The organism is Glycomyces harbinensis, from assembly GCF_900101745.1.
GTDB lineage: Bacteria > Actinomycetota > Actinomycetes > Mycobacteriales > Micromonosporaceae > Glycomyces > Glycomyces harbinensis.
The window spans coordinates 34034-58085 of the sequence record NZ_FNAD01000006.1; the positions used below are offsets into that span (position 1 = coordinate 34034).

Below are 24052 nucleotides of genomic sequence, written 5' to 3' on the forward strand. Positions count from 1 at the left end.
GCATCAGGACCACTACAGCACTGCCACACTCGAAGCCTGTTTTGATGTGAAGGACAGATCAATGACCACCGACGGTCTTCCCGACCTGCGGCGCGAGCCGCACCCGAACCCGACTCCGGACGCCGAGCTCGAGCGCATCCTCGCGAACCCCGTGTTCGGCACCGTGTTCACCGACCACATGTTCTCCCTGACCTGGACCGAGGGCCGCGGCTGGCACAGCGCCACCCTCAAGCCCTACGGCCCCTTGACCCTCTCTCCGGCCGCGGCGGTCCTGCACTACGCCCAGGAGATCTTCGAGGGCCTCAAGGCCTACCGGCACGACGACGGGAGCATCGGCCTGTTCCGCGCCGAGGCCAACGCGCACCGCCTGAACATCTCCGCCACCCGCATGGCGATGCCGCACCTCCCCGAGACGTGGTTCCTGGAGTCCATCCGCGAGCTCATCGGCGTCGACGGCCGCTGGGTCCCCGACCAGGACGAGGCCACGCTCTACCTGCGGCCCTACATGATCGCCTCCGAGGCGTTCCTGGGCGTGCGCCCGGCGAAGGAGTACCAGTACCTCCTCATCGCCTCGCCCGCCGCCGCCTATTTCAAGGGCGGCCCGAAGCCGCTGACGCTGTGGGTCTCCGAGGAGTACAACCGGGCCGGGCCCGGCGGCACCGGCGCGGCGAAGGCCGGCGGCAACTACGCCGCGAGCCTCCTGCCCCAGTCCGAGGCCATCGACCACGGCTGCGACCAGGTGATCTTCCTTGACGCCGTCGAATACAAGTACGTCGACGAGCTCGGGGGCATGAACCTGTTCTTCGCCTACGAGAACGAGCGGGTGCTCTACACCCCTGAACTGGGCACCATCCTCCCCGGCATCACCCGCGACGCGATCCTCACCCTTGCGATGGAGGCCGGCTGGGAGGTCCGCGAGACGAAGTACTCGATCGAGCGCTGGCGTGACGACGCCGCGTCCGGCCTGCTCACCGAGGCGTTCGCGTGCGGCACCGCCGCCGTGATCACCCCGGTCGGCACCGTGAAGAGCCGCGACGGCGACTTCAGCATCAGCGGCGGCGAGGCCGGCAAGTTCACGATGCAGCTGCGCCAGACCCTCCTCGACATCCAGTACGGCCGCGCCGAGGACACCCACGGCTGGGTCACCAAGGTCGCCTGACCGGACCGCCGCCGAGGGCGGCGGCGCTGCGCGCATCCGGCTGAAAACCGGATGGTCCCGTGTCCCCTTCCCGTACCTTTGAGACCACGTGTGTCAAGGCTCGGGGAGGGGACTTTGGGCGAGGTCACCATTCGGCTGAACCGGTTCGGCCTGGAGCGCGGCCGCATGTGGCAGGCGGTCCTCGCCGCCGTCGCCATCGCCCTGCCCCTCGCGGTGTGGCTCGGCCTCGAACGGGCCCTCGGCGACTCGGTCCAGACCATCGGCGACGGCGACACGCTCTACCTCCAGTCCTCCCCGGTGGCCGCGGCCAGCCTCGAATACGAGCTGCCCGGCAAGGGCTGGACGAGCCCGGGCGTGCACTTCGCCGACCAGCGCCAGAACTTCACCCGCGACCACCTCACCGCCTCGGTCGAGGTCGACTCCGGCGTCGACAGCCTCGAACGCCTCCTGGAGCGCCGCGCCTCCCAGATCGTCGGCCAGCCCGGGTACGCCTACAACAACCTCAGGGCCTACACCGACACCGCGACCGGCCTCACCGGCTTCCGCGCCGACGTCATCGGCATCGACACCGCCGGGTCGATCACCGTGGTGGGCAACGACAAGGGCGCCGCCGCGATCCTCGTGCTCCTCGCGCCCGGAGCCGACCCGAACGCGGCGACCGTCGACCCCGCGCCCTTCATCGCCACGTTCAAGCTGGAGGGCGAATGACCGTCCGCACCGAACGCGTCGTGGTCGAGAGCCAGGGCAACTTCGTCCGGCTCCGGCGCCCCGCCTACTGGCTCTACGTCGCCTGCCTCGTCTACGGCCTGCTCGAACTCGGCCGCGCCCTCTCGCCCGACTACGACGAGATCGCGACCGCCCTGTGGGCCTCCATCGCCATCAACACGCTCGTGGCGATCGTCTTCCTGGTCATCCTGTCGCGCCTGGACCTGTTCGAGCGCGAACCGCCCTCGGTGCGCGCCGCCGCCATGTGCTGGGGCGGGCTCGCCGCCGTCGCGTTCGCCATGATCGCCAACAACGCCGCCCTCGTGGTCCTCGCCGACATCGCCGACGCCCAATGGGCCCGCACCTGGGGCCCGGCCATCATCGGCCCGGTCAACGAGGAATGGCTCAAGGCCCTCGGCGTGGTCATGCTCGTCCTCATCGTCCGCGAGCACTTCGACCGGTCCATAGACGGCCTCATCTACGGCGCCCTGGTCGGCCTCGGCTTCCAAGTGGTCGAGAACCTGACCTACGCGATCAACTTCGCGGTCATGAACCCCAACTCGGACCTGTCGGGGGCCCTCAGCGTCACCTTCACGCGCGTGCTGGTCGCCGGACCCTGGTCCCATCCGCTGTACACCGGCGCGGCCGGACTCGGCATCGCGTTCTTCGTGACGCAGACCCGGCGCCGCCTCAGCACCCGCCTGGGCGTCGCGATCGGCCTGTTCGCGCTGGCCCTGGGCATGCACGCGCTGTGGAACCTGCCGGTCCCGGCCGGGCTGACCCCGGCGCTGACGATCCCGCTGACCTACGGCAAGGGCCTGTTCATCCTCGGCCTGTTCTTCGTCCTGTACCACTTCGCGGCCCGCGCCGAATGGCGCTGGTTCGTCACCACCATGTCCGACGAGGACGAATCGGTGATCACCACGACCGACCTCACCGAGATGCGGTCGCTGCGCAGCAGGCGCAAGGCCCGCAAGAAGGCCGCGAAGCGCTGGGGCAAGCGGGCCTCGCAGCTGCTGCGGCAGCTGCAGCGGGAGCTGGTGAACCTGGCGACGCTCGCCGCCCGCGACCAGCGCCGCGGCGAGAGCGTCCCCGACGGGCCCGACGTGCAGGCGGTCAAGCGCAACATTGCCGCGATCCGAGCCGAACTGGACGAGGCCAAGTCCGGGACGAAGCGCTTATTCCCCGACGGGGCCCTTCTGCGGGTCGGGCGCGCTCGACGCCTCCTTCGAGGTCTGGCCGTCGCCCGGGAGGCTCACGGACTCGCTGGGCTCCCCGCTCGTCGGCGGCTCCGAGGTCGGCTCCTCGGTCGGCTCCTGCGTGGGCGGCTCGGACGTCGGCTCCTCGGTCGGCTCCTCAGTGGGGGCCGGCGAACTCGATCCGCCCTCCTCCTCCGACGGTCCCGAGGTCTCGTCGCCGCCGATCGGGACGAGCCCCGGCGCGCCGCCGGGACGGGCGCCCGAGCCGGAGCCGCGCACCTCGGACTCCTCGTCGCTCGGCGCGGCGTCCGGATCGGCCGCCTCGCCGCCCACCGGCGCCTCGGAGGCGGACTCGGAGGACTCCGCGTCCTGCCCGGTGGTGTCCGAGCCGAGCCCGAACCAGCCGTCGATGATGCCCGCGTCCTCGCCGTCGCCGCCGAGCCCGGCCAGCCCCGGCACCGGCTCGCGCAGCAGCGCCCCGGTGGCGAGGACGCCGCCCGCGATCGTGGCCACGGCGATCACCCCGACCCGGCGGAACCGCCGCGACCGGTGCAGGTCGTACGAGAGCGAGCGGAGCGCGCCCTTGGTCTCGCGCCCGATGGCGCCGAAGAGTCCCACGTTTCTCCCACCGTCCGTTGATGTCCCTACGCCCGGTTCAACGAGCGAGGCGACCGGTGGTAACCGTTGGGTCACCCGTGCGGGGATGAATCGGCCCCTTCGGGTGACGACCGTTGCCGCAACCGCCGGCGGCGAGCTACGGTCCCGGCTCAGAAGTCGCGCTTGACGGCCTTGACCAGCAGCCCGGCGAAGACCTCCAGCGCCGCCGGGTCCACGTCCGGTCGCGAGGACTCCAGCGCCGCCTCCGCTTCCGCCGCAAGCGCTTCGATGCGCGCCTCGGTGTCGGCCAGCGCGCCGGTGTCCATCAGGACCGCCCGCAGCCGCGCCACGCCGGCCTCGTCCAGGTCCGGGTCGCCCAGGCTCCGGTCGAGCGCCGCCCGCTGGGCCCCGTCGGCCGCGGCCCAGGCCCTCGCGACCAGGAACGTGTGCTTGCCCTCGCGCAGGTCGTCCCCGGCGGGCTTGCCGGTCTGCGCCGGGTCGCCGAAGACCCCCAGCACGTCGTCGCGCAGCTGGAACGCCTCGCCCAGCGGCAGGCCGATCGCCGAGTAGTGCGACCGCACGGCCTCGCCCGCGCCCGCCAGCGACGCGCCGATCAGCAGCGGGCGCTCGATGGTGTACTTCGCGGACTTGTAGCGGGCCACCTTCGCGGCCGTCGCCTCCGAGACGTCCCGGCGCACCTCCGAGAGCACGTCCAGGTACTGCCCGGCGCTCACCTCGGTCCGCATCAGGTCGAAGTCGCGCCGCGCGGCCGCGACCGCGGCCACCGGCATCCCCGCCGAGCACAGCAGCTCGTCCGACCAGGCCAGGCACAGGTCCCCGAGCAGGATCGCGGCGGCCGTCCCGAACTCGTCGGGCCGTCCCGACCAGCCCTGCCCGCGGTGCAGGGCCGCGAATCGCCGGTGCACCGAGGGCGCCCCGCGCCGCGTGTCCGAACCGTCGATGAGGTCGTCGTGCATGAGCGCCGAGGCCTGGAGCAGCTCCAGCGACGAGACGCACGCGACCAGCTCCGGAGAGTCCGCCAGGCCCGCGCCCCGCGCGCCCCAGTACGCGAACGCCGGGCGCAGCCGCTTGCCGCCGCCCAGCACGAAGTCGCGGACCGCATCCGCGTACGAACCGAGCCACGGGTCGATGCCGCAGATGACGGCGGCCTGCCGGTCGAGGAAGGCGGTCAGGGCGGCGTCGATGCGCTCGTTGAGCTCCACGGTTCGAACACTAGGCGCACGCGGGCCGATCCCAACTGTTGGGTGGTGACGAGTGCAGGTCAGGACACGTGTGTCAGAACCGTTACCGTTGTCGGCATGACACTCGGAGTGCCCAGCGTGATGCCGGTCAAGGCCGCCAAGATCGGCGACCTGCTCCGCTCCGGCACGCCCAAGTTCTCCTTCGAGCTCTTCCCTCCCCGCGACGAGAAGGCCGACGGCATCCTGTGGCGGACCATCCGCAACCTGGAGCAGCTCGGCCCCGACTTCGTCTCGGTCACCTACGGCGCCGGCGGCCTCACCAGGGAGAAGACGGTCGAGACGACCGAGCTCATCAACGCCGAGACCACCATGCTGACCATGGCCCACTGCACGGCCGTCGACCACACCGTCGGCGAGCTGCGCAACCTCATCGGCCACTTCGCGAACGTCGGCGTCCGCAACATCCTCGCCCTGCGCGGCGACCCGCCCGGCGACCCGCGCGCCGAGTGGATCGAACACCCCGGCGGGATGCGCTACGCCTACGAGCTGGTCGAGCTCATCAAGTCCTCCGGCGACTTCAGCGTCGGCGTCGCCGCCTTCCCCGAAGGCCACCCGCGCGACGCCGACTGGGAGACCGGGGTGCGCCACTTCGTCGCCAAGTGCCGCGCCGGGGCCGACTTCGCCATCACCCAGATCTTCTACCGGGTCGAGGACTACCTGCGCCTGCGCGACGCCGTCGTGGCCGCCGGGTGCGACATCCCGATCGTCCCGGGCATCATGCCCGTCACGAACATCAAGCAGATCGAGCGGTTCGCGGTCCTCACCGGCATGGCCTTCCCCGCGGCGCTGGCCGAGCGCCTGCGCGCGGTCGAGGGCGACCGGGACGCCATCCGGGACATCGGCGTCGAGGTCGCGACCGACATGGGCGAGCGCCTCCTCGCCGAGGGCGCCCCGGGGCTGCACTTCACCACCTTGAACCACTCGCGTTCGACGCGCCGGGTGTGGCAGAACCTCCGCAAGAGCTGATGTCGGCAACCCGATCGAGGGATTGCGGTCACCGAGTGAACACGTAGAGTCCTTCCTTATGTTCGATGCTGCGAATGCGCGTTTGATGTCGTCTGCTACAACAACACCCATGCGCACCCGAGTGCCCGCCGACTCCCTTGTAGGCAAGGTCATCCTCTCCACCCGGTTCCAGCCCGGCCTGGTCGTCGGCATCGGCCTGGTCGCCGCCCTCCTCGTGCCCGTCAGCGTGCGACTCGGCGGGCCGATCATCCTGGCCGCCCTGCCGCTCATCGCCGTCACGGCCCTCGCCGACGCGTCCTACGCGCTCCTCGCCGCGCGCTCGACCAGCCTCTCGCGCCGCGTCCTGGTCCTCGAACCGCTCGCCGCCCGCGTCTCCGAGGCCTCGTGGCTGATCGCCCTCTGGTTCCTCGGCGCCCCCGGCTGGGCCGTCGCCGTCACCGGCGCGCTGTGCTGGATGTACGTCCAGACGCGCTCGCGGGCCCGCGAGGTCGGCCTGCGCGACCTCGGCATGACGACGCTGGGGGAGCGGTCGGTGCGCGAGTTCGTGGTCGCGATCGGCTTCGGCGCGGCCGGCGTCATCGCCGTCGCCGGCGGCGGCCAGTACGAGCAGTGGATCGGCGGCGCGATCACCGTCACCGTGACCGCCTGGATGCTCCTGGCCGCACTCGGCCTGCTGCAGCTGGTCATCGTCGTCTCGGCGGCGCTGCGCAACGACTGACCCGCCCGATACCTCACGGGAATGATCCGGCCGGGAGCCGTGTTATTCCCTCCATGCGCCACGACGACATCACCGACGACCAGATCGCCGCCTTCATCGACTCCGCCTCCCGGGAGCCGCAGGTCCCCGAGGAGACCCAGCGGCTGCGCGACGCCGAGGAGATGCTCGCGCACAAGGACCCCCACGCGGCCCTGAAGTTCCTGGAGCCGCTGCTGCGCGACCACCCGGACCACCCGGACGTCGTGCTCCTCGCGGCCCGCGCCTACTTCAAGTCGGCGCAGCTGAACAAGGCGCTCGCGCTGTCGGAGAAGATGGTCGAGTCCAACCCGGCGGACTTCTACGCCCGGCTGCTCTTGGGCCGCACGCTCCAGCGCCTCGGCCGGGACGACGAGGCCCGCGGCCACCTGCGCCTGGTGGACGAGGTCACCGAGTAGTCCGCCGCGCGGCGGCGGAGCATGGCCGTCCGCGAGGAGCGGATTTTTTCGAACACCGGATTCGCCCTGAGTGAATTCAAGGGGCCGCGAGCCGTCAGGTTCGCGGCCCTTTTCCATTGCCGTGCAATGGCTCCGCTGTCGGATGGGCGACAATCCGTAGCCGATCGCTGATTTTCGGCAAGGATGGGGGTTGGAATTGTCGGACCCCTGTGGTTCCATATTTCTCGAACGCAAGTTCGAACAGGTTTAGGAGGCCATGATGGCAGCTTCTCGACCCGGAGCCACCCGATCCGCTTCGTCCGTCACCACCCGCGGCGCGAACGCGCCCCGACTCGTGCAGGTCGGGAGCGTTTCGAACTCCCGCCTGCGCATCCCCGCAGACCAGCTCCCCAACCGCTCCCCGCTGCAACTGCTCGCGACCGCCCGCACCGATCTCGACGACGCCGCCGAGCGCGTGCGGCCCGGCGAGCGCTACGCCGAGGCCCACATGGCGGCCCTGCGCGTCGCGGTCGCCGTGCTCGCCGTCAGGGCCGGCGACGCCACCGGCAGGCGCCGTCCCGGCCGCCCGTCGAGCACCTGGGAACTCCTCAGGGGCGTCGCACCGGAACTGGAGGAGTGGGCCTCCCATTTCGCCCGCACCGCGCGCAAGCGGGTGCTCGCCCAAGCGGGCATCCCCGACATCGTCACGCCCGAGGAGGCCGATGCGATCGTCGCCGACGCCCGGCGGTTCCTCGACGTGGTGGTGCGCCTCCTGGGATTCAGCGCGCTCGCGCACTGAACATGCGCGCAGCGGCGCGACGGTCCGCTCAACGTGAGCCGGGCAGCGCGCCGCACCCGATGACGCACTGAAGGAACGCCCTCCGGCGTCGGTGGCTCCGCCGGAGCGGGTGTTCCCTCAGCGACCCGAGGCCGATCAGGTCCCCGGCCGCGGGTGACTCCCGCCGTGCCCGGCGGTACGCATGCTCTGAATAAACGACGGCGGTTATACGATTGCTGCTGGCCGAGGCGTTCGCGAGAATGGTCCGAAGCCGACCAATGACTAGCCGTTTCCTTCGAGGAGTTTTGAGCCCGTGTATCGGACACACCTCGCCGGCACCCTGAGTGCCGCTGACGTCGACCAGCAAGTCACCCTCGCCGGATGGGTGGCGCGACGACGCGATCACGGCGGGGTGGAGTTCGTCGATCTGCGCGACGCCTCGGGTGTCGTCCAGGTCGTCTTCCGCGATTCGGAGGCCGCCAAGGTCGCCCACGAACTGCGCAACGAGTTCTGCGTCTCGGTCACCGGCACCGTCCTGCGCCGCCCCGACGGCAACGAGAACCCCGAGCTGCCGACCGGCCAGATCGAGCTCAACGCGACCGGCCTCGAAGTGCTCTCCGAGTCCGCGCCGCTGCCGTTCCAGATCGACGACCACGTGGACGTCTCCGAGGACATCCGGCTGCGCCACCGCTACCTCGACCTGCGCCGCACCGGCCCCAACAACGCGATCCGCTTGCGCTCCAAGGCCAACCACATCGCCCGCAACCTCCTGGTCGAGGACGGCTACGTCGAGATCGAGACCCCGACGCTGACCCGCTCCACCCCCGAGGGCGCCCGCGACTTCCTCGTGCCGGTGCGCCTCCAGCCCGGCACCTGGTACGCCCTGCCGCAGTCGCCGCAGCTGTTCAAGCAGCTGCTCATGGTCGGCGGCTTCGAGAAGTACTTCCAGATCGCCCGCTGCTACCGCGACGAGGACTTCCGCGCCGACCGCCAGCCCGAGTTCACCCAGCTCGACATCGAGGCCTCCTTCGTCGACCAGGACGACGTCATCGACCTGGGCGAGCGCATCGTCCAGGCCCTGTGGTCCGAACTCGCCGACCACCGGGTCCAGCTGCCGATCCCGCGCCTGACCTGGCACGACGCCATGGACCGCTACGGTTCCGACAAGCCGGACCTGCGCTTCGGCCAGGAGCTGATGGAGCTCACCGACTACCTGCGCGGCACCGAGTTCCGCGTCTTCGCCGGCGCGATCGACGCCGGCGGCTACGTCGGCGCGGTCGTCATGCCCGGCGGCGCCGCCCAGACCCGCAAGGAGCTCGACGGCTGGCAGGACTGGGCCAAGGCGCGCGGCGCCAAGGGCCTGGCCTACATCACCTTCAACGCCGAGACCGGCGAGCCCAAGGGCCCGGTCGCCAAGAACCTCTCCGAGGAGCACCTGGCCGGCCTCGCCGACGCCGTGGGAGCCAAGGCCGGGGACGCGGTCTTCTTCGCCGCCGGCACCGACCGCCGCGACGCCCAGGAGCTGCTCGGCGCGGCCCGCCTCGAAGTCGGCCGCCGCGTCGGCCTCATCGACCCCGACGCCTGGGCGTTCTGCTGGGTCGTCGACGCCCCCATGTTCGAGCCCACCGACGACGGCGGCTGGACCGCGATCCATCACCCCTTCACGTCGCCGAACCCCGAGTGGGTCGACAAGTTCGAGACCGACCCGTCGAACGCGCTCACCTACGCGTACGACATCGTCTGCAACGGCAACGAGCTGGGCGGCGGCTCCATCCGCATCCACGACGCCAAGGTCCAGAGCCGCGTCTTCGACGTGCTCGGCCTGACCCGCGAGGACGCCGAGGAGAAGTTCGGCTTCCTCCTCGACGGGCTCAAGTACGGCGCCCCGCCGCACGGCGGCATCGCCCTCGGCTGGGACCGCGTCACCGCGATCCTCGCCAAGGCCGACTCGATCCGCGACGTCATCGCGTTCCCCAAGTCCGGCGGCGGCGTCGACCCGCTGACCTCGGCACCGACCCCGATCACGCCCGAGCAGCGCAAGGAGGCCGGCATCGACTTCACGCCCGAGCCCGAAGCGGGTACCGAGCCGGTTGCCGATTAGCCCTACGATGTCGTAGTGGGCGGCCCGAGCCTGCGGCTCGGGCCGTCTCCTATTCGATGTGCCAGGTTGCCCCTCAACACCTTCCGACCGGTGAGAGTCCGTGGGCGGCGGCCGTGGCCCTTCAGTGCCTGGTATATGTAACATCCGGCCGACGCAGAAGTAACGAGGAGCGGGTTCGACGTGCAGAGCGGGACCTTGGTGGCGGGTCGCTATCGATTGGACGAGCGGCTGGCCGCAGGCGGCATGGGCGAGGTCTGGAAGGGCACCGACACCAGACTCGGACGCGCGGTCGCGATCAAGATACTCCACGCAGGACTCTCGAACAGCGACAAGTTCCGCGCCCGCTTCCAGCTCGAGGCCCGTGCCGTCGCCGCGCTCCAGTCCCCGGGCATCGTCGCGCTCTACGACTACGGCGAGGAGACCACCGACGACGACGGCCTCGTCTCCTACCTGATCATGGAGCTCGTGCGGGGCCGCTCCCTCGCCGAGATCCTCCGCGACCGCGGCCCGCTCCCTCCCGCCGAGGTCATGCAGATCGTCTCGACCGCCGCCGACGCGCTCGAGACCGCCCACCGCCACGACATCATCCACCGCGACATCAAGCCCGCGAACCTGCTCGTGGACGAGGAGACCGGCGCGACCAAGATCGTCGACTTCGGCATCTCCGCGGCACGCGGCGCCTCCGGCCTCACCGAGACCGGCACCGTCATGGGAACGCTTGCCTACGCGTCTCCCGAGCAGCTCAACGGCGCCGAACTGACCGGCGCGAGCGACCTGTACTCGCTCGGCATCGTCGCCTACGAGGCGCTGACGGGCCGGCCCCCGTTCGTCTCCGACACGCCCGTCGCGGTCATGAACGGCCACATGACCCAGGCTCCGCCGCCGCTCTCCCGCGACATCCCCGCGGGGATCGCCCAGGTCGTGCTCCAGTCGCTCCAGAAGGACCCGGGCGCCCGCTACACCTCCGCGGCGGAGATGGCCCGCTCGGCGCGCGAGGGCCACGTCGTCACCGGCGCCGTCCCCTCGCCGGGCTCGACCCCCTCGGACGGCCAGAAGACCCAGTACTTCGGCTCCGACCAGACGGCCCTGTTCGGCGCCGCGGCCGGCGGCAACACCGCCGAGCAGCCCACCGGCGTGATGGCCCCGGACGAGGAGAAGAGCCGCCTCACCCCGTGGCTCATCACCGCCGCCGTCACGGCGGCAGTGGTCATCATCGGACTGCTCATCTGGTGGAACGTGCTGCGGGACAGAGATCCCAGCGGCAACATCGAGAACAACAACACGAGCTCCAGCGAAGCGGCCACCTCGGAGGAGGAGGTCACCTCAGAGGTGGAGACCACCACCGAGGAAGACGACGACGACTGGACGCCCACGACCGAGGAGGAGACCTCGGAGACCCCGAGCGAGACGCCCTCGGAAACGCCCAGCGAGACGCCGTCAGAGACGCAGAGTGAGACGCCGTCGGAGGAACCGACGACCGAGGAACCGACCTCCGATGCGCCGACTAGCGAAGCGGACGACGGCGGCGAGGGCGTGTAGCCCACGCCCGCAACGACATCGAGGCCCCCGAGCGCACGCTCGGGGGCCTCGTCGCTCTCACCTAACTGCCGATCGGCCGGTACCGGACCACCTTGTCCTCGCCGTTGCCGTTCGAGGTCGTGACCCACAGCCAGCCGTCCGGGCCCAGCTCCACCGTGCGGATGCGGCCGAGTTCCGAGACCAGTTCGGCCACCGGCTCGCCCACCTCGCCGCCGCTCAGCGGCACCGTCCACAGGCGCTGGCCGCGCAGCGCTCCGATGTAGATCGTGTCGCCGACGACCTCGGCCCCCGAAGGCGAGGCCTCGGCGGTGCTCCAGGTGACCAGCGGGTCGACGAACTCCGGCGCGCCGCCGGTGCCCTCGACCTCCGGCCAGCCGTAGTTCGCGCCCGGCTCGGCGCGGTTGAGCTCGTCCCAGGTGTTCTGGCCGAGCTCGGAGAAGTACATCTCGCCGTCCGCGTCCCAGGTCAGGCCCTGGACGTTCCGGTTGCCCCAGGTGTAGACCAGCGAGTCCTCGAAGGGGTTGTCCTCGGGGACGGTCCCGTCGGGGTTCGCGCGCAGGATCTTGCCCCCGAGGCTGTCGAGGTCCTGCGAGTTGGCGCTGTCGTTCGCGTCGCCGGTCGAGATGTAGAGCTTGTCGTCCGGCCCGAACGCGAGGCGGCCGCCGTTGTGGTTGAGTGCCGAGGGAATCCCGGTCACGACCGGTTCGGGCTCGAACCGGTCGAGCGTGAACCTGACTACCCGGTTGTCCTCTTCGGTCGACAGGTACGCGTAGATCCAGCCGTCGGTCGCGAACGTCGGCGACACGGCCAGGCCGAGCAGGCCCCGCTCGTCGAACGAGCTGGTGCCGCCGACGACGTCGAGGGTCCCGAGCACGACCGGATCGGCGTCGTAGCCGATGCGAAGGACATCGCCGGAGTTGCGCTCGGCGGCGAGCGCCGAGACGCCGTCGGGCAGGAACGTGAGTCCCCAGGGGATCGTGAGCCCCGTGGCGACCGTGTCGCCGGTGCGGAAGTCGAACTCGGGAACGGCGGCGGGCGCCGCCGATTCCTCCTGGGCAGAGGCGGTGGCCGTGCCCGCGGCCAGTACCAGACCGGCGATGGCCGCTCCGATGGCAGGCAGTCTGCGTCGCATGGCTGCTCCTTGTCTCTCATGGTGCCGGGTGATGAAAGCGAAGAAATCATGATATAGATGGATTTCAATTAACCGCAACCCCGGCGCTGATCCGCGGCGGTCACGGCAAGGCCCTCCGGATGCCAACGGCCGCAATCGGCCCGGTAACGAGTCGGCAATGTGACAGCCTCTGGGCCTCGGCCTCCGGCGGCCGTCCCTTAAGCTCAGATCCAGGCACGCAGCGTCCCCCGAACCCAGGAGCAACCCACATGACCTCCCGCACCGCACAGCGCCTCGCCGGCGCGATCGCCGCACCCGCGCTCGGACTGGCCCTCGTCGCCTGCGGCGACGGCGGGAACGACACGTCCGGCGGCTCCGGCGACGCCGACAACCAGGCCGCAGCGCAGCTGAGCCCCCAGGAGGCCGTCCTGGCCTCCGTCGAGGGACTCAACGACTCCTCGTACAAGATGGAGTCGACCATGACGGTCAACGGCCTCGACTACCTGGTCTCCTCCGGCACCTACGCCGGCGAGAACTCCCAGGCGAGCGCCGACATCCTCATGAGCGCCCTCATGGAGGCCAGCGGCGAGCAGCTCACCCCCGAAGAGGCCGAGATGATGGGCTCCATGTTCGGCGACATGCACACCGAGACCGTCGTCATCGACAAGGTCCTCTACATGCAGATGAGCGGCGGCATGTTCGACGCCATGGCCGAGGACTTCGGCGAGAACGCCTGGTTCACCATGGACCTCACCGAGGACGCGGCCCTCAGCGACATCTACTCCCAGTACGGCGGCATGGACCTCGGCGAGCAGACCGAGCTCATCCTCACCGACCTGACCGACGTCGAGGAGACCGCCGACGGCACCTTCACCGGCACGCTCGACGCCGACTCCGAGGCGATGACGGCCCTCTCCGGGGCCTCCGGCGCCGAGGCCAGCGCACTGGTCGACGGCACCGAGGTGACCGTGACCCTCGACGGCGACGGCCTCCTGCAGACCATGGTCATGTCCCTGCCCGAGTACCAGGGCATGACCATGGAGATGACCAGCGAGATCGTCGAGATCGGCGGCGACTACACGATCACGGCCCCCGACACCGACAACCTCCACGACTTCGAGGAGTTCGGCGCCGCCCTCGGCGGCGGCATGTAGCCCCCGATCGAACCGAAGGCCGCCGCGCGCCGTCGCGGCGGCCTTCGGCGCGTCACCCGAAAGCCCGGTCCGCGTCATACGCCGCGCCCAGATCTGCGGTCCGCTCATGCAGATGGCTTACGCTGAGGGTGACATGGACGCACCAGGCTTGTTCGATATCGCCGGTCCGCCGGAGCCGCAGGGCTCGGGGATCCTCGGCACGGGATCGGCCACCGGCGACGAGCCGCTGGCCGTACGCATGCGCCCGCGCGCGCTGGACGAACTGATCGGCCAAGACCACCTGCTCGGCCCCGGTTCGCCGCTGCGCCAGGTGGTCGAGGGCCGACAGCCGCTCTCGGTGATCCTCTGGGGCCCGCCCGGTTCGGGCAAGACCACCATCGCGCACCTCGTCGCCCAGTCGGGCGATCGGCGCTTCCGGGCGATGTCGGCGCTGAACTCGGGCGTCAAGGACGTGCGCGCGGCCATCGACGAGGCCCGCCGGGTCCGCCGCACCGGCGGCCCGCAGACGATCCTGTTCATCGACGAGGTCCACCGCTTCACCAAGACCCAGCAGGACTCGCTCCTGGGCGCGGTCGAGGACCGCACCATCACGCTCCTGGCCGCCACCACCGAGAACCCGTACTTCTCCGTGGTCGCGCCGCTGGTGAGCCGCTGCGTGCTCCTGACGCTGCGGGAGCTCGACGCGACCGACGTCGGCGAGCTCGTCGACCGGGCCGTCGCCGACGAGCGCGGACTGGGCGGCGCGGTCACACTCGCGAAGGAGGCCCGCGAGCACCTGGTGCGCACCGCCGCCGGGGACGCCCGCAAGGCCCTCACCGCTCTGGAGGCCGCCGCCCTCACCGTGCATGCCGAAGGGGCCGAGGGCGAACCCGAGATCACCGTCGCGGTGGTCGAGGCCGCCATCGACACCGCCGCGGTCCGCTACGACCGCGACGGGGACGGCCACTACGACGTGGCCAGCGCGTTCATCAAGAGCCTGCGCGGCTCCGACGTCGACGCGGCGATGCACTACCTGGCGCGCATGGTCGTCGCGGGCGAGGACCCCCGGTTCATCGCCCGCCGCCTGGTGATCTTCGCGTCCGAGGACGTCGGCATGGCCGACCCGACCGCGCTCCTGGCGGCCACGGCCGCCGCGACCGCCGTGGAGCGGATCGGCATGCCCGAGGCCCGGATCAACCTCGCCCAGGCCGTCGTGCACCTGGCGACGGCGCCGAAGTCCAACGCGGTCATCACCGCCGTCGACGAGGCCATCAAGGACGTGCGCCAGGGCAAGATCGGCCCCGTCCCGCCCGATCTGCGCGACGCCCACTACAAGGGCGCCGGGAACCTCGGCCACGGCGCAGCCTACGTCTACCCGCACAGCGACCCCCGCGGGGTGGTCCCGCAGCGGTACGCCCCCGACGTGGTCGCCGGGCGCGACTACTACCGGCCGACCCGCCACGGCCGCGAGGCCGAGATCGCCGACCGGCTGGAGAAGCTGCGCCGGATCATCCGGCTGGACCGCGACCGGGATCCGGGCGATGACTGAGCCGCGGCCGGGCCCGCGCTCCTCGAGCCGTCTCGCGGCAACCCTGGAGCACACCGGGACGCGCATCGAGCGGCTGCGCATGACGGTGGTCGCGGTCGGCGTCACGGCCGTGCTGCTGGTCGCCGCGGTGCTGTGGCTGGGCCGGGCGGTCACGGTCGACCCGACGCGCCGGGCCGCCGACGAGCTGTCGGTCCCCGGCTGGGCCGCGGTATCGGTCCACGACGAGACCTACGGGAGCCGCTGGTGCCTGGGGGAGTGCCGGGTGCGGATGCGCACGTGGACCTCGGAAGGGACCGTGGACGACACCGCCCTGGAGTACTGGGAGGCGGCCCTGAACGCCGGCTGGACCCCGGCCGACCCCGGAACGTGCGTCGGCGGCGTGGGCGAAGAGGGCTGCTACACGCGCGACGAGCTGTACCTCGAGCTGTGGGTGGTGCCCGTCGAATGCGACGACCGGTACGAGCTGTGCGTCGGCGCGGAGGTGACCGCGGTGGTGGCCTCCCAGGCCGCGCTGCCGCGCCTCGCGGAGGAGCGCGAATCGGCTCCGGACGCGGCCTGAGCGCCCGCGTCCCGCGCCGGCCGGACTGGACAGTGGACCGACGCGCCCCGTTGCGCCGGATGTCCGGTCCCGCAAGGTAAGGTCGACACCGCGCCGTTCGCGCGAGGACCCGACGACGCCGTGACCGCAGTTTCCATCATGGCGACGCTCGCGAGCCGCAATCCGGCTCAGGCCCCCCGAGCGGCGAGACCACACACTTCATCGACGGTGACGGACACCGGCGGTATTCGCGACAGGGGGACAGCGTGCCTGAGGAGACCTTGGCAGTGGAGTTCGACAACGTGGGCCTCTGGGAGGTCGCGCTCCTCATCATCTCGGTCGCGATTTTCATCGCCTGCCTGTGGCTCTCCGCAGGGCTGATCCGGAAGGCCACCGGCACGTTGAGCCGGGTCAACAGCGTGCTCGACAAGGTCGACCACGAGATCGGCCCGATCCTGCGCAACGCGAACACCACGCTCGACAACGTCAACGCCAGCCTCGTGCAGGTCGAGGGCGAACTGGAGAAGGTCTCCTCGATCACCGAGAACGCGGCGCACGTCTCCTCCAACGTCGCCAACGTCACGAGCCTGGTCGTCTCCGCGGTCGGCTCCCCGCTGGTCAAGGCCGCCGCGTTCGGGTTCGGCCTGCGCACCGCGCTGAAGAAGCGCAACCAGGGCGTCGAGGAGGACCAGGTGCGCCGCATGGTCGAGGCGTCCCGCCAGAGCAAGCGCGAGGCCAAGCGCACCGCGAAGGCCCGCAAGAGGGCCGACAAGTAGCCTGCGGCGATCGGCCGCACGTAAATCGACTGGCGCCGGTGCGCGGCATCGGCGAACATCGAATCAGGAGCTCCCGTGTTGAAACGGATGATCTGGGTAGGCATCGGCATCGCCGTGGGCGTGGTCGTGGTCCGCAAGCTCACGAAGGCCGCGGAGTCGGTCACTCCCGGCGGGGTCGCCGAGCGGGTGGGCGGCGCCGGTGCTGAAATGAGGGACTCGCTCAAAGCGTTCTGGGCGGACGTCTCTGAGGCCAAGCAGGCCAAGGAGGCCGAGCTGTTCGACGCGATCGAGCGCGGCGAGGACCTCACCCCGCTGCTCGCCGAAGACGAAGACGACGACCGGGCCCTGCCCGGCCGGCAGTACTAGACCTTGAAGGAGGTGCCCCATGGAGACCGCTGAAATCCAACGCCGGTTTCTGAAGTTCTTCGAGTCCAACGGCCATACGGTGGTCCCCAGCGCACCGCTGCCCGCCTTCGAGGACCCGAACCTCTTGTTCGTGCCCGCGGGCATGGTCCCGTTCGTGCCCTACTTCCTGGGCCAGGCGACCCCGGACTGGAACCGCGCCACGTCGGTGCAGAAGTGCATCCGCACGCCCGACATCGACGAGGTCGGCAAGACCTCCCGCCACGGCACGTTCTTCCAGATGAACGGCAACTTCTCCTTCGGGGACTACTTCAAGGAGCAGGCGATCCGCTTCGCCTGGGACCTGACCACCGGCTCGGTCGAGTCGGGCGGCCTGGGCCTGGACGGCGACCGGATCTGGGCCACGGTCTACCTCGACGACGACGAGGCGATCGACATCTGGCACCGGCAGATCGGGCTGCCGCTCGACCGCATCGTGCGGCGCGGCCAGGCCGACAACATGTGGTCGATGGGCATTCCCGGCCCCTGCGGCCCCTGCTCGGAGCTGTACTACGACCGCGGCCCCGACTACGGACCCGAAGGCGGCCCGGAGGTCGACGAGGACCGCTACCTCGAGTTCTGGAACCTCGTGTTCATGCAGAACATCCGCGGCGGCGGCCCCGCCAAGGAGGGCTACGAGGTCACCGGCGACCTGCCGAAGAAGAACATCGACACCGGCATGGGCATGGAGCGCATGGCCGCGCTCCTCCAGGGCGTCGACAACATGTACGAGACCGACCAGGTCCGCCCGATCATCGACAAGGCCTCGCAGCTGACGGGGAAGCGCTACGGCGTCTCGACCTCGCACACCGCGTCCGAGTCGCACCCGGACGACATCCGCTTCCGCGTGATCGGCGACCACGTGCGCTCCTCGCTGATGCTCATCGGCGACGGCGTCGTGCCCTCGAACGAAGGCCGCGGCTACGTCCTGCGCCGCCTCATGCGCCGCGCGATCCGCGCCGTGCGCCTGCTCGGCTACGACAAGCCCGCGATGCCCGAGCTGCTGCCGGTCGCGATGGAGCGCATGTCCACCGCCTACCCGGAGCTGCGCACCGACTTCGAGCGGATCTCCTCCTACGCCTACGGCGAGGAGGAGGCGTTCCTCCAGACGCTCAAGCACGGCACGACGATCCTCGACACCGCCGTCTCCGAGACCAAGTCCGAAGGCGGCAGGACCCTCTCCGGTTCCAAGGCGTTCGAGCTGCACGACACGTACGGCTTCCCGATCGACCTGACCCTGGAGATGGCCGAGGAGCAGGGGCTCTCGGTCGACCAGGAGGCGTTCCGGCAGCTCATGACCGAGCAGCGCCAGCGGGCGAAGGCCGACGCGGCCGCCCGCAAGACCGGGCACGCCGACCTGTCCGCGTACTGGCAGATCCTCCAGGAGCAGGGCCCGACCGACTGGAAGGCCTACGAGACCCTGGAGACCGAGTCCCGGGTGATCGGCCTGCTCAAGGACGGCCAGTCGATCCCGGTGGCCAAGTCCGGGGACATCGTGGAGGTCGTGCTCGACCGGACCCCGTTCTACGCCGAGTCCGGCGGCCAGCACGCCGACGCGGGCAAGCTCGTCGGCCCGAACCTCTTCGCCGAGGTCGTGGACGTGCAGCGCCCGGTCAAGAAGCTCGTGGTCCACAAGGTCCGCGTCCTCGAGGGCGACCTCGCCCTCGGCGACGCGGTCGAGGCCTCGGTCGACGGCGAGTGGCGCCTCGGCGCCCGCCAGGCCCACTCGGGCACCCACGTGGTGCACGCGGCCCTGCGCGAGGTGCTCGGCCCGACCGCGCTGCAGTCCGGCTCGTTCAACCGGCCCGGTTACCTGCGCCTGGACTTCTCGTGGCGCTCGAAGCTGTCCGACGAGACCCGCAGCGAGGTCGAGGAGGTCTCCAACAAGGCCGTCCGCGACGACCTGCCGGTCGCCGTCAAGTACATGACGCTGCCCGAGGCCAAGGACTTCGGCGCGGTCGCCCTGTTCGGGGAGACCTACGACGAGACCGTCCGCGTCGTCGAGATCGGCGGCCCCTGGTCGCGCGAGCTCTGCGGTGGCACGCACGTGTCGCACTCGGCCCAGATCGGCCCGCTCGTCCTCACCGGCGAGTCCTCGGTCGGCTCGGGCCAGCGCCGCGTCGAGGCCGCCACCGGCATGGAGGCCTACCGGTACCTCGCGCGCGAACGGGACCTCGTCTCGCAGATCGCCGAGGAGATCGGCGCCCAGCGCGGCGACGTCCTCGAGCGCGTCCGGGCGATCCTCCAGCGCTCCAAGGACGCCGAGCGGGAGCTCGCGACGCTCCAGGCGAAGGCCGTCTCCGGCCGCGCCGCGGAGTTCGCGGCCGCCGCGAAGCAGGTCGGGGCCGTCAAGGTCGCGGCCGTGCAGGCGCCCGAGGGCACCAAGGGCGGCGACGTGCGCAACCTCGCGACCCAGATCCGCGGGCACCTGCCCGAGGGCGAGCCGGGCGTCGCGGCGGTCGTCGCGACCGCCGGCGGCAAGGCCAGCATCGTCGTCGCGGCCAACAAGGCCGCGCAGGCCCAGCACGTCTCGGCCGCGCAGCTGGTCAAGGCCGCGCTGTCGGGCAAGGGCGGCGGCAACGACGAGATCGCCCAGGGCGGCGGCGTCCCCGCCGACCAGGCGCCGCAGCTGCTCGACGCGGTCGTCCGCGCCATCGCGGCCTAGATGACGGAGACTTCGTCCGGCCCCGCCGCCGCTTCCGAGTGGCGGCGGGGCCGCCGTCTCGGCGTCGACCTCGGCAAGGCGCGCATCGGCGTCGCCGTGTGCGACCCCGACGGCCTCCTCGCCACTCCGGTCGCGACGGTCCGTCGCGACCTCAAAACCGCTGGTGGGGACATTCCTTCCGATATTCGTGAAATCGCCGAAACGGCCCGGGAATACGATGTGGTCGAGATCGTTGTCGGCCTACCCGTTACTCTTTCGGGTGAGGAGGGGCCGGCAGCCGCCCACACCCGAGCGTGGGTGGAGCGTTTCGCCGACCACGTCTCACCCGTTCCGGTGACCCTGACCGACGAGCGCATGACGACCGCCGTCGCGACCCGCAGACTCAACGAAGGCGGCGTGCGCGGCAAACGGAAGCGCTCCATCGTGGATCAGGCGGCGGCGGTGGAGATCCTCCAGCAATGGTTGGACCAGCGGCGGAGGTAAGAACAGGATGCTCGGCGACTTCAGGACCGAGGACGATCGCGACGCGTCGCCCCGGAGCCACCGCCGTAAGGACTCGGGCAAGTCCTTGGTCGCCATGACCCTGGTCGTGGCCCTGTTCGGTGTCATCGGCGTCGGCGGCTGGTGGGCCTACAACAACGTCATCAAGGAGTACTTCGTCGCCGAGGACTTCTCCGGCGAGGGCAACGGCACCGAGGTGACGGTCATCGTCGAGGACGGCTGGCTCGTCTCCGACATCGCCGCCCACCTCGAAGAGGAGGGCGTGGTCGCCTCCGCGAAGGCCTTCCTGAACGCCTCCGAGGACGACGGCGACTCCGGGCAGAGCATCCAGCCGGGCACCTACAACATGCAGGGCGAGATGTCGGCCGCCGCGGCCCTGACGTTCCTCCTCGACGAGGCCAACCGCATGACCAACGCGGTCACCATCCCCGAGGGCTACCGCAAGTTCGAGGTCTTCCAGACCCTCTCCGAGCACACCGGCGTCCCGGTCGCGGACTTCGAGGCCGCCGCCGAGGACCCCGAAGCGCTCGGTGTCGACCCGATCTGGTTCGAGGGCTTCTCCGACCGCCAGATCAAGTCCGTCGAGGGCTTCCTGTTCCCCTCGACCTACGAGTTCGACGAGGAGTGGACCGCCGCCGACATGCTCTCGGCGATGATCGACCGGTTCAACACCGAGATCGCGGAGATCGGCTTCCTCGAGGACCTCGCGAACATCCAGAACCCCGACCCCGACTTCGACCCCAGCGCCATGACCGAGCAGACGTTCTACCCGGAGACCAACGGCGAGTTCAAGATCTACCCGTGGATGGCGCTCCAGATCGCCTCCATCGTGCAGTCCGAGTCGGGCATTCCCACCGACGACCCGAAGATCGCCCAGGTCATGTACAACAAGCTCTACCTCAACTGGATCGAGCACGAGCAGACCAACTGCAACTGCTTCGAGAGCGAGGCGATCTGGAACTACGGCCGCCTGCTCAACGGCGAGGAGGCGATCACCTCGGGCGAGAACGTCGACTGGTACGCGCTCATGCGCGACCCCGACAACCCGTGGTCGCCCAGCGCCCCCGAGCACGCCGGCTACCTCCCCAGCGCCATCTCCAACCCCGGCTCCGCCGCCCTCGAGGCCGCCGCCAACCCCGAGGCGGGGGACTGGCTCTTCTTCGTCACCGCCTACGAGGACGGCAGCGCCCTCTTCGCGCACGACTACGCGGACCATCAGGACAACATCGTCATCGCCGAGGAGAACGGCATCCAATGACGCGCGCGGCCGTCCTCGGCAAACCCATCGAGCACTCGCTCTCGCCGGTCATCCACAACGCCGGCTACACCGCGGCCGGCCTGCGCGAATGGACCTACACGCGGCACGAATGCGACGAGCCCGCGCTCGCCCGCTTCGTCGACTCGCTCGACGAGACCTGGGCCGGGCTCTCGCTCACCATGCCGCTCAAAGAGGTCGCCCTCGCCGTCGCCGACGAGGCCACGCCCGTCGCCGAGGCCATCGGCGCGGCGAACACGCTGGTCCTGCGGGGCGGGCGCCGCCTCGCGGACAACACCGACGCGCCCGGGATCGTCGACGCGCTGGCCGAGATCGGCATGAAGGAGGCCGGCGAGGTCGCCGTCCTCGGCGCGGGCGGCTCGGCGCGCGCCGCGCTCGCCGCGGCGACGCAGCTGGGGGCCTCCTCGGTCACCGTATACGCCCGCCGCCGCGTCGCCGTCGCCGAACTCGAGCCGGTCGCATCCCGCCTCGGCCTGAGACTCCGGACCGCCGGCTGGGACGAGGCCGGGGCCTGCGGCAGGGCCGACCTGGTCATCAGCACGGTGCCCAAGGGCGTCACCGACGACCTCCGCCCGATCTGGGGCGCCGAGACGGTCCTGTTCGACATCCTCTACGACCCCTGGCCGACCCCGCTCGCCGCGGCGGCCGAGCGCGAGGGCGTCCGCGTCCTCGACGGCCTGGCCCTGCTGCTCGCCCAGGCCGTGCGCCAGTGGACCCAGTTCACGGGGGTCGACCGGGCACCCGTCGCCGCGATGCGCGAGGCCCTGTACGCCGCGGTCCCCTCCCGTAGCGCCTCCGAGGAACAATAGGCATATGAGCCACGCCCACACCTTCCTCTACGACGGCGACTGCGCCTTCTGCACCAAGTCGGCCCAGTTCCTGGAGAAGCACGTCCGCACCACCGCGAAGGTCATGCCCTGGCAGTGGGCCGACCTCGACGCCCTCGGCGTGAGCCAGGCCCAGGCCGAGGAGGCCGTCCTGTGGATCGAGGTCAACTTCCTCAGGGCCGGTCCCGACGCGATCAGTGTCCTGCTGCGCCGCGCCCAGTGGTACTGGAGGCCCGTCGGCGGGCTCCTGTCGCTCAAGCTCGTCTCCAAGGCCGCCTGGCCGGTGTACCGGCTCGTCGCCCGCAACCGCCACCGCCTCCCCGGCGGCACGGCCGCCTGCTCGCTCCCGCAGGCCGAGCGGGACCGACTCCGATACGGGGGATGAGAGTCCGTTTCGTGAGGGTACGGCCCTGCATGACATACTCGTGCGGTGCTGAAGGACGCTGCTGAACCCCCTCTGACGCGCCGAGGAAAGATCGTGCGGATCGCCGCGACGCTCGCGATGACGATCGCCCTCATGGCGACCTCGCTGTGGGGCGTCGACGACCTCTTCCCGTTCGCGCCGTTCAAGATGTACTCCCACGCGCACGACCCCGACGGCTGGGCGAACAGCACCAGCCTCGTCCTGACGAACGCCGAGGGCGAGAGCTTCGCCATCGGCGACAACGACACGGGCTTCCGCCGCGCCGAACTCGAAGGCCAGCTGAGCCGGTTCCGCGAGGACCCGTCGCTGCTGGCCCTCGTCGCCGAGGCCTACGAGGACGCCCACCCCGGCTCCCCCGAGATCGTCGCCGCCGAAGTCCACATCAGGCGCTACGAGCTCAAGGACGGCGAGCGGACCGGCGCCGAGACCAACGAGATCGCGGTCTCCTGGAGCGAAGGGGCGGACTCATGAGCGTCTTCACCCGCTACGCGAACGGCTTCTTCTTCACGCCCGTGGCCCTCGGCCGCGTCGCCGCCATGCGCTTCCTCGCCGGACTTTTCGTCTGGATCGAATGGTGGGCCTACAAGCCGTTCATCATCCAGCACCGCTTCCTGCCCGAGGACCTGTACCAGCCCCTGTTCATCGGCCGGATCCTGCCGATCCCGGCCCCGAACTACTGGATCGTCACCGGCACCCTCGTCGTCATGCTCGCCGCCGCCCTGCCGGTGATGTTCGGATACCGCCCGCGCCTGTTCGGCTGGATCCTCTTCATCGCCTACTTCGAGTGGATGCTCATCTACAACTCGTACGGGAAGGTCGACCACGCGAGCTTCGGCTTCATGGTGCTCCTGCTCGTGCTCTGCATGATGCCCGAGGCCAGGTGGGGCGACCGCGAGCACCTGTCCCCGCGGGTCGGGTGGGGCTTCAACCTCGTCCAGATCGCCGTGGTCTGCACGTACTTCCTCTCGACCTGGTCCAAGTTCCGCTACGGCGGCCTCGAATGGGCCAACTCCGGGGTCTTCACCTGGGCGATCATCCGCCGCGGCACGCCCTTCTCGGACTGGATGCTCGACTTCCCGCTGCTGCTCAACGCGGCCCAGTGGGGCATGATCGCCTTCGAGCTGCTGACACCGCTGGTGCTCTTCGTCTACCCCTGGAAGCGGATCCAGTACTCGATCGTCGCGTTCTTCTACGCCTTCCACGTCGCGGTCTTCGCCGCACTGACCATCAGCTTCCTGCCGCACCTGTTCGCCATGGCCTGCTTCCTGCCGCTGGAGCGGATCGACCCCAAGGACCTCGCCCGCAGGGCCCGGGCGAAGCTCAAGGGCGGCAAGGACACGCCGCGGCGCGGCGCACCCGAGCCCGCGGCCGAAATGGAGACCACCGGCTGAGCCCCGCCGTCGTCCGCCGCCC

The 24052-nt window shown here is 70.5% G+C and carries 23 protein-coding genes; 21 read left to right on the plus strand and 2 right to left on the minus strand.

Annotation, left to right across the window (positions count from 1 at the left end; all coding sequences use genetic code 11):
• The first annotated feature begins 61 nt into the window (after positions 1–61).
• From BLQ63_RS11640 to BLQ63_RS11650, 3 genes are all read left to right on the plus strand, one after another.
• Positions 62–1159, plus strand: coding sequence for a branched-chain amino acid aminotransferase (locus BLQ63_RS11640; RefSeq protein ID WP_091034082.1), 1098 nt, complete (start codon positions 62–64; stop codon positions 1157–1159).
• A gap of 114 nt (positions 1160–1273) precedes the next feature.
• Positions 1274–1867, plus strand: coding sequence for a hypothetical protein (locus BLQ63_RS11645; protein WP_091034086.1), 594 nt, complete (start codon positions 1274–1276; stop codon positions 1865–1867).
• Entirely contained in the window at positions 1864–3702 is a 1839-nt protein-coding gene (locus BLQ63_RS11650) for a PrsW family intramembrane metalloprotease (protein WP_091034091.1), read from the plus strand. The genes BLQ63_RS11645 and BLQ63_RS11650 overlap by 4 nt, the downstream gene beginning before the upstream one ends.
• 128 nt (positions 3703–3830) lie before the next feature.
• Here the strand turns inward: BLQ63_RS11650 and BLQ63_RS11655 are convergent, their stop codons facing one another.
• Positions 3831–4883, minus strand: coding sequence for a polyprenyl synthetase family protein (locus BLQ63_RS11655; protein WP_218125215.1), 1053 nt, complete (start codon positions 4881–4883; stop codon positions 3831–3833).
• A 96-nt stretch (positions 4884–4979) separates the two neighbouring features.
• Here BLQ63_RS11655 and metF point away from each other — a divergent pair, with 96 nt between their 5' ends.
• From metF to BLQ63_RS11685, 6 genes are all read left to right on the plus strand, one after another.
• Positions 4980–5888 carry a methylenetetrahydrofolate reductase [NAD(P)H] gene (gene metF, locus BLQ63_RS11660; protein ID WP_091034846.1) on the plus strand — a complete coding sequence of 303 codons (909 nt, stop codon included), beginning with the start codon at positions 4980–4982 and terminating at the stop codon, positions 5886–5888.
• A 109-nt stretch (positions 5889–5997) separates the two neighbouring features.
• Positions 5998–6606 carry a hypothetical protein gene (locus tag BLQ63_RS11665; protein WP_091034095.1) on the plus strand — a complete coding sequence of 203 codons (609 nt, stop codon included), beginning with the start codon at positions 5998–6000 and terminating at the stop codon, positions 6604–6606.
• Positions 6607–6659: 53 nt separating this feature from the next.
• On the plus strand, positions 6660–7040 hold the full coding sequence (locus BLQ63_RS11670) for a tetratricopeptide repeat protein (RefSeq protein ID WP_091034099.1): 381 nt from the start codon (positions 6660–6662) through the stop codon (positions 7038–7040).
• A gap of 259 nt (positions 7041–7299) precedes the next feature.
• Positions 7300–7818 (plus strand): SAV_6107 family HEPN domain-containing protein, encoded by a 519-nt coding sequence (locus BLQ63_RS11675; protein WP_177154891.1) that lies wholly within the window; start codon positions 7300–7302, stop codon positions 7816–7818.
• A gap of 292 nt (positions 7819–8110) precedes the next feature.
• Positions 8111–9898: an aspartate--tRNA ligase gene (gene aspS / locus BLQ63_RS11680; protein WP_091034102.1), complete on the plus strand. Its 1788-nt coding sequence runs from the start codon at positions 8111–8113 to the stop codon at positions 9896–9898.
• A 180-nt stretch (positions 9899–10078) separates the two neighbouring features.
• Positions 10079–11437, plus strand: a complete 1359-nt coding sequence (locus BLQ63_RS11685; protein ID WP_143014851.1) for a serine/threonine-protein kinase — start codon at positions 10079–10081, stop codon at positions 11435–11437.
• A gap of 61 nt (positions 11438–11498) precedes the next feature.
• Here the strand turns inward: BLQ63_RS11685 and BLQ63_RS11690 are convergent, their stop codons facing one another.
• A complete protein-coding gene (locus tag BLQ63_RS11690; protein WP_091034109.1) occupies positions 11499–12569 on the minus strand; it encodes a PQQ-dependent sugar dehydrogenase in 1071 nt (356 codons plus the stop codon).
• Between the two features lie 248 nt (positions 12570–12817).
• Here BLQ63_RS11690 and BLQ63_RS11695 point away from each other — a divergent pair, with 248 nt between their 5' ends.
• The 12 genes from BLQ63_RS11695 (at position 12818) to BLQ63_RS11750 (ending at position 24030) form a co-directional block, all read left to right on the plus strand.
• Entirely contained in the window at positions 12818–13702 is an 885-nt protein-coding gene (locus BLQ63_RS11695; RefSeq protein WP_091034112.1) for a hypothetical protein, read from the plus strand.
• Positions 13703–13835: 133 nt separating this feature from the next.
• The gene (locus tag BLQ63_RS11700; protein WP_091034115.1) at positions 13836–15230 is read left to right on the plus strand and encodes a replication-associated recombination protein A; all 1395 of its coding nucleotides are present in this window, start codon (positions 13836–13838) and stop codon (positions 15228–15230) included.
• Complete coding sequence (locus BLQ63_RS11705) at positions 15223–15789, plus strand: hypothetical protein (protein WP_143014852.1); 567 nt, start codon at positions 15223–15225, stop codon at positions 15787–15789. The genes BLQ63_RS11700 and BLQ63_RS11705 overlap by 8 nt, the downstream gene beginning before the upstream one ends.
• Before the next feature lie 245 nt (positions 15790–16034).
• The gene (locus tag BLQ63_RS11710) at positions 16035–16544 is read left to right on the plus strand and encodes a DUF948 domain-containing protein (protein WP_177154892.1); all 510 of its coding nucleotides are present in this window, start codon (positions 16035–16037) and stop codon (positions 16542–16544) included.
• Positions 16545–16619: 75 nt separating this feature from the next.
• On the plus strand, positions 16620–16910 hold the full coding sequence (locus BLQ63_RS11715; RefSeq protein ID WP_143014853.1) for a hypothetical protein: 291 nt from the start codon (positions 16620–16622) through the stop codon (positions 16908–16910).
• A 19-nt stretch (positions 16911–16929) separates the two neighbouring features.
• Positions 16930–19611, plus strand: coding sequence for an alanine--tRNA ligase (alaS, locus tag BLQ63_RS11720; protein WP_091034131.1), 2682 nt, complete (start codon positions 16930–16932; stop codon positions 19609–19611).
• Positions 19612–20094, plus strand: coding sequence for a Holliday junction resolvase RuvX (gene ruvX / locus BLQ63_RS11725; protein WP_091034134.1), 483 nt, complete (start codon positions 19612–19614; stop codon positions 20092–20094). It begins immediately after the preceding gene.
• A gap of 7 nt (positions 20095–20101) precedes the next feature.
• Positions 20102–21370 carry an endolytic transglycosylase MltG gene (locus BLQ63_RS11730; protein WP_091034136.1) on the plus strand — a complete coding sequence of 423 codons (1269 nt, stop codon included), beginning with the start codon at positions 20102–20104 and terminating at the stop codon, positions 21368–21370.
• Positions 21367–22197 carry a shikimate dehydrogenase gene (locus BLQ63_RS11735; protein WP_091034141.1) on the plus strand — a complete coding sequence of 277 codons (831 nt, stop codon included), beginning with the start codon at positions 21367–21369 and terminating at the stop codon, positions 22195–22197. The genes BLQ63_RS11730 and BLQ63_RS11735 overlap by 4 nt, the downstream gene beginning before the upstream one ends.
• 4 nt (positions 22198–22201) lie before the next feature.
• Positions 22202–22600: a thiol-disulfide oxidoreductase DCC family protein gene (locus tag BLQ63_RS11740; protein WP_091034146.1), complete on the plus strand. Its 399-nt coding sequence runs from the start codon at positions 22202–22204 to the stop codon at positions 22598–22600.
• A gap of 93 nt (positions 22601–22693) precedes the next feature.
• Complete coding sequence (locus BLQ63_RS11745) at positions 22694–23110, plus strand: hypothetical protein (RefSeq protein ID WP_091034150.1); 417 nt, start codon at positions 22694–22696, stop codon at positions 23108–23110.
• On the plus strand, positions 23107–24030 hold the full coding sequence (locus BLQ63_RS11750) for a hypothetical protein (protein ID WP_091034154.1): 924 nt from the start codon (positions 23107–23109) through the stop codon (positions 24028–24030). The genes BLQ63_RS11745 and BLQ63_RS11750 overlap by 4 nt, the downstream gene beginning before the upstream one ends.
• The last annotated feature ends 22 nt before the right edge of the window (positions 24031–24052 follow it).

Bases quoted from the DNA above. Each gene is read 5' to 3' on its own strand.
- BLQ63_RS11740 (WP_091034146.1), top strand. From the start codon at position 22,202: ATGAGCCACGCCCACACCTTCCTCTACGACGGCGACTGCGCCTTCTGC.
- BLQ63_RS11690 (WP_091034109.1), bottom strand. From the start codon at position 12,569: ATGCGACGCAGACTGCCTGCCATCGGAGCGGCCATCGCCGGTCTGGTA.
- BLQ63_RS11730 (WP_091034136.1), top strand. From the start codon at position 20,102: ATGCTCGGCGACTTCAGGACCGAGGACGATCGCGACGCGTCGCCCCGG.
- alaS (WP_091034131.1), top strand. From the start codon at position 16,930: ATGGAGACCGCTGAAATCCAACGCCGGTTTCTGAAGTTCTTCGAGTCC.
- ruvX (WP_091034134.1), top strand. From the start codon at position 19,612: ATGACGGAGACTTCGTCCGGCCCCGCCGCCGCTTCCGAGTGGCGGCGG.
- BLQ63_RS11665 (WP_091034095.1), top strand. From the start codon at position 5,998: ATGCGCACCCGAGTGCCCGCCGACTCCCTTGTAGGCAAGGTCATCCTC.
- metF (WP_091034846.1), top strand. From the start codon at position 4,980: ATGACACTCGGAGTGCCCAGCGTGATGCCGGTCAAGGCCGCCAAGATC.
- BLQ63_RS11750 (WP_091034154.1), top strand. From the start codon at position 23,107: ATGAGCGTCTTCACCCGCTACGCGAACGGCTTCTTCTTCACGCCCGTG.
- BLQ63_RS11735 (WP_091034141.1), top strand. From the start codon at position 21,367: ATGACGCGCGCGGCCGTCCTCGGCAAACCCATCGAGCACTCGCTCTCG.
- BLQ63_RS11675 (WP_177154891.1), top strand. From the start codon at position 7,300: ATGGCAGCTTCTCGACCCGGAGCCACCCGATCCGCTTCGTCCGTCACC.
- BLQ63_RS11700 (WP_091034115.1), top strand. From the start codon at position 13,836: ATGGACGCACCAGGCTTGTTCGATATCGCCGGTCCGCCGGAGCCGCAG.
- BLQ63_RS11640 (WP_091034082.1), top strand. From the start codon at position 62: ATGACCACCGACGGTCTTCCCGACCTGCGGCGCGAGCCGCACCCGAAC.
- BLQ63_RS11670 (WP_091034099.1), top strand. From the start codon at position 6,660: ATGCGCCACGACGACATCACCGACGACCAGATCGCCGCCTTCATCGAC.
- BLQ63_RS11705 (WP_143014852.1), top strand. From the start codon at position 15,223: ATGACTGAGCCGCGGCCGGGCCCGCGCTCCTCGAGCCGTCTCGCGGCA.
- BLQ63_RS11650 (WP_091034091.1), top strand. From the start codon at position 1,864: ATGACCGTCCGCACCGAACGCGTCGTGGTCGAGAGCCAGGGCAACTTC.
- BLQ63_RS11695 (WP_091034112.1), top strand. From the start codon at position 12,818: ATGACCTCCCGCACCGCACAGCGCCTCGCCGGCGCGATCGCCGCACCC.